Raw genomic sequence first — 2,448 nt, 5'->3', positions numbered from 1 at the left:
ATTGAAAGTCAATATCGGGACACCGCTCCTGCTTTGCTCCCCTTGCAGATGCAGGATATTCCTATCGAAGAAGAAGTCAACCTTATAGATGCTGCTAAAAATGCAATGACATTGCTTTATGAAGCTTTAGTCACCCCACTTTATGGATTCAAGATACTCGCCTTTATCGGCGGGGTCATTTTATGGGTTCTTGATTTATTTATCTATCCGTTGTTCTTAGCGGAACGTTTTTTCCTTCTGGGAATAATGCAGGCGTTCTTTCCACTGGTAATTAGCCTGGCCGTATTTGAAAAGTTCCGTCCCCTGGCCTATACCTTTTTTAAACTATATGCTGCCGTTTATATGTTGGTGCCGGCGTTCTTCCTAGTCAATGTTTTTGTTAATGCACTTTATACGGAGATCAATACCAACTTTTGGACAAATCTATTTGGTACCGATACGGGAAGCGGATTTTTTGCCCCGGTGGTACAAATTGGAACCATAGGGTTTATTGTTTTTCTGAAGTTCAAACTGTACCGACGTGCCACCTCTTTCACTTTACGATTATTTACCGCCTAAAACAACTATGATGAAAACACCTTACAAGAATATTTACGCCGTCCTTAAAACAAATCGGTTCATTGTTTTGGCTGTTGTAATATGCTCTTTACTCTCCAGCTGTTTTGCCATTTGGATGGTATTTAACATCAACAAAAAAACCCTAAACAACGCTTTTGCCATCAATACCGATGGCAGTATCATTCCCTTGAAGCTAGTTAGTCAGAAAGAGAATTTTAAAGTAGAGGCTTTGGCGCATTTACAATTGTTCCATAATTATTTTTACAATATTGATGTAAGTAATTATGAAAAGAATTTAGAAAAGGCACTGTGGCTGGGCAATAGCTCAGTCGATAATCTATATCGTCAAAAAAAGGCAGGTGGTGTTTATAATCGACTGCTGCAATATTCCCTGGTTCAAAAAGTATTGAGTATCGATTCCCAAGTCGAAGAACAAAATGGAACTTATTCCTTCAAAACGGTTACTGTCTTTGAGATCAATAGGGGCTCGATCATCGACACGTATCAATTGATTTCTACTGGAAACCTGATGACCGTAGATCGAAACTTTCCCAACAATCCACACGGATTGCTCATCACCGATTATTTCGAAAAATCCCTTAAAAAATTAAATAATAAAAACCCATAATGGGCATTTAAAAGACAATAAATATGAAGCTTGAAAAAAATAAAATAGTCTTTGCGTCAGTACTCGCCGTAATGGTGCTTTTCCTGATCTCCTATTCTATGATGGTAATGGGCGATGATGAAAATGAGCATACTAATTTAAAAGAAACATCGGTTCCCGCACTGGAAGAAAACCAAAAGGAATACGATTCCAAACTGGATGCCATCAACGATCTAAAAGAAGTCCGGGAAACCAATGCACCCAGCATCTATGACGAAAAACTGATCGATTCCCTTGGCTTTTATGATGAAAGTCTACCAGAACGTGAAAAAGAACGTATCGTGGATAGCATCTACTCCGCAAGTGAAATTAAATATTCCGAAAGGGATTATCAGCATATTGGCGCTAGAGAAGCTGATGCCAAAGTGGAAAGGATAATTGATTCTACCGAAATAAAAGCGAAACAAAAAATTGCTGCTAAAGAAATGGGTCTGGAACATCAATTATTCTTTGCCTCAGATCCGAAAGAAAATGAAATTTCAGTTTCCGGCACTACCGATGAACTCATTTATGCGGTAGTGGATGGTGACCAGGTGGTCAAAGCTAATTCCCGTTTACGGATGCGCTTGACCAAAGCGGCGATCATTAGCAGCAAACACCTTCCACAAAATACGCCGGTTTACGGTTTTATTAGTTTTCAGCCCAACCGGGTATTGATCGAAATCGAAAACATCAAGCATTATCCAACCCAATTAAAAGCCTTTGATCTTCAGGATGGTAGTGAGGGGATTTATATAGAAAACAACTTCCGGGCTCAGGTTTCCACCGAAGTTATTGGTGATATGGTGGATGACATCAATATTTCCGGGGTACCACAGGTCAGTGGTTTCAAAAAGATATTCCAACGCAATAACCGAAACGTAAAGGTGACCGTACTCAACAATTACAAGCTCATCCTTAAACCTAAATTATAGACTCAAAACAACACTTAAACCTATTCTTATGAAAGATTTTATTTTTATCTCAATATTCCTTTTTGTTACTGTCCTCACCACAGCACAAACATCTTTTCGCCTGGATACCATTTATACGAATGATCAAAAAAATGTAGCATTGTTCTTCCCAGAACCGATCCGTCAGGGAATAACAGGATCTGAAAACTTTGTCTTCACCTATAATCGTGAGAAAGGGCAATATTTCGGTTTGCTTCAGGCAAAGCCCGGGAAAGAAAGCAATCTTTTGGTAGTAGGCAAAAACGGGACTGTTTTTTCGTATATCGTAAC

3 protein-coding genes and 1 pseudogene are annotated in these 2,448 nt (G+C 39.1%); all 4 read left to right on the top strand.

The window, feature by feature from the left end; genetic code table 11:
* Window positions 1-558, top strand: a 558-nt coding sequence (locus AC13DP_RS00575) for a hypothetical protein (RefSeq protein ID WP_483067122.1), incomplete at its 5' end; no start/stop codon positions are given.
* 10 nt (window positions 559-568) lie between these two features.
* Complete coding sequence (locus AC13DP_RS00570) at window positions 569-1,186, top strand: conjugal transfer protein TraK (protein ID WP_347407410.1); 618 nt, start codon at window positions 569-571, stop codon at window positions 1,184-1,186.
* Between the two features lie 23 nt (window positions 1,187-1,209).
* Window positions 1,210-2,139, top strand: coding sequence for a conjugative transposon protein TraM (traM, locus tag AC13DP_RS00565; protein WP_072879953.1), 930 nt, complete (start codon window positions 1,210-1,212; stop codon window positions 2,137-2,139).
* A gap of 28 nt (window positions 2,140-2,167) precedes the next feature.
* A pseudogene (locus tag AC13DP_RS00560) lies at window positions 2,168-2,448 on the top strand (DUF4138 domain-containing protein); the annotation flags it as partial.

It is taken from the genome of Zunongwangia sp. L-65 (assembly GCF_056859415.1).
This window is presented reverse-complemented; position numbering and strand designations above follow the sequence as displayed.

Bases quoted from the DNA above. Each gene is read 5' to 3' on its own strand.
- traM (WP_072879953.1), top strand. From the start codon at position 1,210: ATGAAGCTTGAAAAAAATAAAATAGTCTTTGCGTCAGTACTCGCCGTA.
- AC13DP_RS00570 (WP_347407410.1), top strand. From the start codon at position 569: ATGAAAACACCTTACAAGAATATTTACGCCGTCCTTAAAACAAATCGG.